General features: G+C 31.5%; 7 protein-coding genes. 1 reads left to right on the top strand and 6 read right to left on the bottom strand.

What is annotated here, in order from left to right; translation table 11 throughout:
- The 5 genes from ACWVCY_RS10515 to ACWVCY_RS10495 form a co-directional block, all read right to left on the bottom strand.
- The coding region (locus ACWVCY_RS10515; RefSeq protein WP_455142778.1) for a glutamine--tRNA ligase/YqeY domain fusion protein at positions 1 to 1,475 on the bottom strand (1,475 nt) is incomplete at its 3' end.
- Positions 1,476 to 1,727: 252 nt separating this feature from the next.
- A complete protein-coding gene (locus ACWVCY_RS10510) occupies positions 1,728 to 2,534 on the bottom strand; it encodes a D-aminoacyl-tRNA deacylase (RefSeq protein ID WP_455142777.1) in 807 nt (268 codons plus the stop codon).
- Between the two features lie 36 nt (positions 2,535 to 2,570).
- Positions 2,571 to 3,488, bottom strand: a complete 918-nt coding sequence (locus ACWVCY_RS10505) for a hypothetical protein (protein ID WP_455142776.1) — start codon at positions 3,486 to 3,488, stop codon at positions 2,571 to 2,573.
- A 14-nt stretch (positions 3,489 to 3,502) separates the two neighbouring features.
- Entirely contained in the window at positions 3,503 to 4,846 is a 1,344-nt protein-coding gene (locus tag ACWVCY_RS10500) for an SLC13 family permease (RefSeq protein ID WP_455142775.1), read from the bottom strand.
- Positions 4,847 to 4,908: 62 nt separating this feature from the next.
- The gene (locus ACWVCY_RS10495) at positions 4,909 to 5,058 is read right to left on the bottom strand and encodes a hypothetical protein (RefSeq protein WP_455142774.1); all 150 of its coding nucleotides are present in this window, start codon (positions 5,056 to 5,058) and stop codon (positions 4,909 to 4,911) included.
- A 429-nt stretch (positions 5,059 to 5,487) separates the two neighbouring features.
- Here ACWVCY_RS10495 and ACWVCY_RS10490 point away from each other — a divergent pair, with 429 nt between their 5' ends.
- Positions 5,488 to 5,766 (top strand): histone, encoded by a 279-nt coding sequence (locus ACWVCY_RS10490; RefSeq protein WP_455142773.1) that lies wholly within the window; start codon positions 5,488 to 5,490, stop codon positions 5,764 to 5,766.
- Between the two features lie 135 nt (positions 5,767 to 5,901).
- Here the strand turns inward: ACWVCY_RS10490 and ACWVCY_RS10485 are convergent, their stop codons facing one another.
- A complete protein-coding gene (locus ACWVCY_RS10485) occupies positions 5,902 to 7,170 on the bottom strand; it encodes a GNAT family N-acetyltransferase (RefSeq protein WP_455142772.1) in 1,269 nt (422 codons plus the stop codon).
- Positions 7,171 to 7,214: the final 44 nt, after the last annotated feature.

The raw sequence follows: 7,214 nt of genomic DNA, 5'->3' as shown, positions 1-7,214 counted from the left end.
GTGAAGAGCCTATCGTACAATCTTATTTCTACTGAAATTGCATGAGGATCAGAAACCCAATGAAGTGTAGATCTTACTTTCCGTCCATCAGGAGAATCTCCTCCTCTAGTTTTTGGGTCGTAAGTACAATGTAGTGCTTTTATTTTTCCAGTATTTTTATCCTTAACAATAGAATTGCATGTAATATAATAAGCGTATCTTAGGCGAACCTCATTATTAGGGCTTAAACGGTAAAACTTTTTAGAAGGATGTTCCATAAAATCTGATCGTTCAATCAGAATTTCTCTTGAGAATGGGAGTTTTCGTGTTCCCATTGCCTCATCTTTGGGATGATTGGGAGCATCAAAGAATTCTTCTTGATCTACTGGATAATTATCAATTATTACTTTTAATGGATCAAGAACTGCCATAACTCGAGGTGTTTCTTTATCCAACTCCTCTCTTACAACTGCCTCTAATAGACCAACATCAACAAAGTTTAATCGCTTAGTTATACCAACACGATCAAGAAATTTTCTTATGGCGGATGCAGGGAACCCTCTTCTCCTTAAACCAGCAATAGTAGGCATTCTAGGATCATCCCAACCATTCACATGATTATTATCAACCAATTGTAATAATTTTCTTTTACTCATAACTGTATAGGTCATATTTAATCTGGAAAATTCAATTTGATGGGGTCTGCATTTTATTAATCCTAATTCAACTAATTGGTCAATATACCAATCATATAAAGGTCTATGATTTTCAAATTCAAGAGAACAAAGAGAGTGTGTAATACATTCAATAGCATCTGATTGTCCATGTGTCCAGTCATATGTTGGATATATAATCCAATCAGTTCCTCTTCGATAATGGGGTACCCTCTTTATACGATACATCACTGGATCACGCATTAATACATTAGGGGAGTTCATTGAAATTTTTGCTCTTAATACTCTTGTTCCATCCTCAAATTCCCCATCTTTCATACGTTTAAAGAGATTAAGATTTTCTTCAATTGAACGATTTCGATAAGGACTTTCAATTCCTGGTTCAGTTAATGTACCTCTTTGTTTTTTAATTTCTTCAGCGCTCAAATCACAAACATAGGCTTTTCCTGCTCGAATTAACTCTACTGCAAATTCGTATAGGTTTTCAAAATAATTAGAAGCAAAATAGAGTCTGTCTTCCCAATCAGCCCCTAACCATTTAACATCAGTCTGAATGGCGTTTACGTATTCAGAGCTTTCTTTTTCAGGATCAGTATCATCATAACGAAGGTTGAATAATCCATTAAATTCTTTAGCAATAGAGTGATTTAAATGAATTGCCTTTGCATGCCCGATGTGCAACCAACCATTTGGTTCGGGGGGGAATCGGGTGTGAACTCTTCCCTCGTTTTTATTGCGTTCTAGATCCTCGATAACGATTTTACGAATGAAATCAACTGATTCAGTTTCTTCATCATTGATATATTGCTCTTTTCGTGACATTGGTTTATTCAAATCCAATTTTTACCAAATTTTTGACTTTAATTTGTTTCACAGTTTAAATTCTTCAAATAAATTTAAATTTAGATCTAAATTTTAGTGATTACTAATTAGATTAAATTGTAATTCTACAATCTGCTCTTAAGATATGATTTGAAATTATGATATTATATGTTGTCTTAATTAATCAAAAATCATTAGTTCTAAATTAAATCTAACTTCATTTAATGGTAATTAAACAACACAAAATTATTTTTAAACCTGTATTATATCAATATTAAAGTCCTGTAGCCATGCTCTTATTTCTTGTTTCCTTTTTATACTCTTCTTATCAAAAATAGCAATTTGAGGTGTTGGCCAAGTTTTTTGGATCATTTGTTGAACCAATTCTTTATTTAAGAATGGAATCGCATACTTTGCACAAATATGACCAAATGCATATTCAGAATTTAACATCTGCTTGGTGAATTTGGTTGAATAATGATTTCCACCAAATCCAATACATGAAGTCCAGTTAACAGATTGAAGTTCATTAAAGTTAGATTGATTGATAACATCTGCAATAAGACGACATGCTTCTAAATCGTTCCATTGATCTTCGGAGGAACCAACCTCAATGTATGCCACAGAATGGGAGGTGAAAGGACCATGATGAGTCACCTCTAGACTATTCTCATATTGGTAAGATATGTTATATTCATTAGTATGTATTAGTTGATTAATCTTTAAAAATAGTAGTTTTAGGAGATAACTATCACAACTAACGAGTGTAGAATCCTTTCCACCAAATTCTGCTTTAGAAAAATTACCTATTGGGTGAACAGTAAGACTTGGACGTAAGCTTTTCGCTGAGTGACGTGACAAAAAGATTATTGAGCTTTGGGTGTTTAATTCTAATGATTTAATCTCAGAATCTGCAAAAATTGACACTTCTTTAATAATCTCTGTTTTTAATTGGAGATCCTTCGAAAGAAAGTTTAGAATATTCATTCCTGCAATATCTTTCTCGCTAACTAACAATTTAATGATCTTAACTCTTTTTGATAATATATTTGGATCCATGTGAAGCATCAGTTTTTTGATTTAAAATTTATAATCTTATTTTGGATTTTTTTCTTGAGGTAATATCAGTGTATTGTTTACTTGGTTACAAAGAGCTGAAATTATCGATTTTGAGTCTTCTTGTGATTCTCTCAATAATTGAAACATAATTAGGGAATTAGCCTCAACAATTTCCTGGGAGCAAAAATAATTCAAAGAGTACTCTCCAGGCTTTATTTCAATATTGATTGGTCTAGACAACTCTTTAAGATTTTCTAGTATGATTTCTATCAATAGATTTAATTTTGATAATTCCTTTTTTGGTAATTCAGCTGCATATACATCAAGCATAGCATTTTCATCACTTAAAGTAATAATCCATCCAAGTATGTCTTGTCTAAAAGTGGTTTCTCGTACCAGAATACTGATATGTTTTAATGATTCTCCAAAATCTTTACGAACAAATAATATTGGGATATTCTGATTAAGTAAAACATTTTCAATAACTTTGTCAATTGTTACACCTAGACTCGATTTACTTTGCTTCTCTTCCTCAACAAAACCTGATGTGAAAGGTACGGGAATAATTACTAATTCTACTTTTCTCCTTTCAATAATTTCTGAGATACGTTCATAAGGTGTTTTTTCTTGATCTGGAAAGAATATAACATCAAATAGATCAGCATCACCTAGAAATCGTGTTTTAACTCGCTCTAATAACTCAGAAAGAGTTTTGACCTTAATATTGGCTTTTTCAGCCTCCATGAAATAACTCCGAACTGCTAAAAGAAACATAAAGCTTACTTTCCCCGTTAAACGGTCATTTAACCTTTGAACAAAATCAAAAATAAAATCTTCCCGATCTTCAGTCTCATCTAGAACAATTAGAATATTATTTATCTTCGGCTGGGCAAGGAGTCTTGTATGATCAAAAACCTTTTTAAAACGATCCAACGCGCTATCAAAATCTTCCATTATTTAATCCTCTATTAAATTTTTAACAACCAAAATAATAAAATATAAATTGAACCAAGAAGAAGTTGAAAAAAAGTAACAAACGAACCTAATTTCATAAATTCCAAGAATGATACTCTTTCTTCAGGATTTTCAGATCGTTTAAGTATTGTTATAGCCTGTACTGTTGAAGCTGATCCTATAGGAGTTATATTTCCTCCTAAGTTTGTACCAATGACAACAGCTACTAGTAATGAATTAAATGATAATTCCTGATTATGTTTTATTAGAGTATCCATTATTGATGTCATAATTGAAGCAACAGGCACATTATCTAATACTGCAGAGGCCAGTGCATTTATCCATGATAAGCCAATAATTCCACCTAATTGATTTATTTCTATTAAAAATTCTATTGGTGTAGCAAGCAATTCTAATAATTCAAGCTTTTCAGCAATACCAACAATAATTAAAAGGCCAATAAGAAAAAATACAATAGGCCATTCTACTTTTTCTAGTGCGTGTTCAACATCCTCTCCGACTAAACCTACCATTAAAAAACCCCCTGCCATGGCAATATACCCCAGCTCTAAGTATAACGGTAAGAAAGAGGAGATAGCAAATCCAATAATAGTGATGATTAGAATAAAAGCTGCTATTTTAAATCCACGGGGATCACGGATCACAGCATTTTCATCGATTAATAAGACTTCTTTATAATTTGATTTAGAAATTCCCTTAGCAAATTCTTTTCTAAAAAGATGACTCCATAGGAATAAAGTAATAATGCTTGAAATTAAAACAAATGGTGCAGTTAATAATAAAAAGGTGATGAAATCAATATCAAAATGACCTCCAATTATAAGGTTTGGAGGGGAAGCTATTCTCGTCATAGTCCCTCCTAAATTACCAAAAATGGCTTCAGCAATAATATAAGGTTTTGGATTTATTTCTAATGCTTCACAACCCACTAAAGTTACTGATCCAACTAATAATATAGCCATATAAGCATCAAGAAATGCTGAGAATATCATAGTTAAAAGAGATAATGCAATCAACAGGGTATATGGATTACTTCCGCTTTTTTTCAGGATAACAATGGCTATATAATCGAATATACCAGTATTTCTGGCCACTGCAACCATCAGAGTGATACCAATAATTATTAATAATAAATCTATTTCAACTATTTCAAGCAAGTGCTCAATATCAGGAATGATTGCATTACCATCCACCCCACTTCCTGGAGAAATTGCTAATAATAGTGAAAGACCAGCTCCAAACATTGCAGCTAGTGTTTTATGAGTACGCTCAAAAATTAAAAGTAAGAGAGTAATAGCAAATATGATGGGGATTAATATGCTTGCTAATGTAATCATGTAACCATTCTCTTTAAATTAAATGATAGCATTTGCCCTTTTATGATGTTAAAAATCTCTTTTTATTGGCGTTTCTTGATTTTTTTTATTTCATCTTTAATTGCTTGTTTCCGATTTATTAATTTCTGACGTGCTTTAGGTCCTGAGACCTCCTCGAGTTGACGGTTAATTTTTTGCAATTCTTTTTCTAATAATTTCAAATTCTGAGACATTTATTGGCCTCTCGGAAGATAAATGGAATGAATAAATATTTTCCTAAAGCGTATTTGTCAGTTATGATCAACACGAATAATTTTAAGAATTTTAATTAAACGATTTAATATTATATGTGTTTTTTTCATATTTTTTTAATTTTTTATGTTTGAAAAAAAATCATAATGTGTCAAATTGTCCAGTAAATTCAAACTTAAAAAAAGGGATCATTGATCTTTATGAATAAGATAATGTACTACATTAAGGATTGATAAGATATCTATATGAGGTCTATGAATAATGACGTTTGAAGCTTTAGCATTCCAATAGTAATGAGCCAAAAATTCCAAACTTTTATAAAGGGTAAAGCTGTTTAAGCTGAATTATTATTGCATCAATGATGTAATAGTAATAATGTATTGTAAGATGATAGAAATAAGTGATCAAGAATGGCAAAGAAGAAAGTTACCACAAAAGCAGAAACACCTAAGAAAGCACCCGCAAAAAAAGCTAGTGGTGAAAAATCTGGATTTGCGGGAGCTAGGGTTGAAAAATTAATACGTGACGCAGGAGCGTTTCGCGTTTCAGCTGATGCTATCGCTGCATTGAATGCAGCCATTACTGATAGAGGTTCAAAAATAGCTAAATATGCTGTAGATATAGCAAATCATTCTGGCAGAAAAACGGTTAAAGAGGACGATATCAGACTCGCAGCGACTAAAGTATAGAACAAAACTCAATCTGTAAGATAAAGGATTCCCTGTTATCCACTAAGCCTAGAAAATCATTAGATTTTTCTTAATAAAGAGTGGAACCTCCACTTCAACAACACCCCTTTTTTATTTCTTACTCGTTTTTATATGTCAAAATTGTTCAATTGTTACTGGACTAACTCCATTTTTGAATATATTATCAAGAATGTCAACATATTTAGGATTAGAAATTTTAGCTAATTCAGAATAATAAAGAGTATTAAAACTAACCACACCCATTAATAATGAAGAAAAATCAGCAATGTCAATTTGAATTTGAACATCTGTTTCTGCCCCTTCATCCAAAACTTCTAAAAATCCTTTTTCAATTTTCAGGTGGTATGCTTTTTCATTTTTGGTCAGAAAGGAGTCAGTTAATTTGAAACTAACTGTTAACTGACTAGATGTATTGAGAAATTTATTTTTTAAGGAAGAAAGAAATTTTTCTACGTTTAAAATACGGTACATAATTCCTACTCCCTGAAGGTTACATTCCTGAGCTGTTAGAAACAGATGGTTTCCTCCATTTCTAGGATCTGCTAATAAATGGTGGAATTCATTATCTTGTGTGTTGTAGATAATATGTTCTACTTGATCATTTTGAGAGTGTAAGAATGTCAATAATTCCTGAAAAGCTTCCTTAGAGGAGTAAAAAAATTCGTCTATGACTAGATCATGAAGTAAGAAATTATCTTTAACCAATTTATTAAACTGAAATGCAAGATAACCTTGAATTTCATTCCCGTTTAGATATGCAATAACATTATACGAATTTATTAGCCTTTTAATAGTATTTTCACTCCTGTAAATCATTCCGTGCATTCTATCAACATTGGAATTAAAAAATTGAAGCAAATTTGGAGTATCAGAGCTATCAAGAAATTTTAAATTCTTTTTAATTGATTTTGTTACTGAAATTGGTTTGAATCGGTATTGGTTGTACTTTCCCCCAATTCCATAACCCATTTTTTTATAAAATCCACTAAAGAAAGGATAAAGAATAGTTAAAGGATATCCTCGTTCATAATAATGGGAATGAAAATATTGCATCATTTTTTTTGCAATATTTTCCTTTTTTCTTAAAAGATCGACACAGACTTGTCCTATTCCTCCTACATTAATTTTTTGCCCCCAAACATTCATAATATAATCATAGAAAATCATCCCTCCCTTCATATTCCCATTAATGAAGTAACCATAATAATTGATTTCTTGAACTTCATTATTTTGGTATTTCATTCTCTCTATCCACCTTTGTTTTGACTCTGAGGTAAATTGTTCAGGTATCATTGCTGGGTAAGCATGGGTCATTAACCTAACGAATTCTTCGAAATCTGAATCTTGTAGTTTTCTGATTCCAGTAAAATCTGTTTCATTCATATGAATTTATTTCTCCTATGATCTCTTTGGATTAACAAGGATGT

Source organism: Candidatus Hodarchaeum mangrovi (assembly GCF_975850365.1).
This window is presented reverse-complemented; position numbering and strand designations above follow the sequence as displayed.

Bases quoted from the DNA above. Each gene is read 5' to 3' on its own strand.
- ACWVCY_RS10510 (WP_455142777.1), bottom strand. From the start codon at position 2,534: ATGGATCCAAATATATTATCAAAAAGAGTTAAGATCATTAAATTGTTA.
- ACWVCY_RS10505 (WP_455142776.1), bottom strand. From the start codon at position 3,488: ATGGAAGATTTTGATAGCGCGTTGGATCGTTTTAAAAAGGTTTTTGAT.
- ACWVCY_RS10500 (WP_455142775.1), bottom strand. From the start codon at position 4,846: ATGATTACATTAGCAAGCATATTAATCCCCATCATATTTGCTATTACT.
- ACWVCY_RS10495 (WP_455142774.1), bottom strand. From the start codon at position 5,058: ATGTCTCAGAATTTGAAATTATTAGAAAAAGAATTGCAAAAAATTAAC.
- ACWVCY_RS10490 (WP_455142773.1), top strand. From the start codon at position 5,488: ATGGCAAAGAAGAAAGTTACCACAAAAGCAGAAACACCTAAGAAAGCA.
- ACWVCY_RS10485 (WP_455142772.1), bottom strand. From the start codon at position 7,170: ATGAATGAAACAGATTTTACTGGAATCAGAAAACTACAAGATTCAGAT.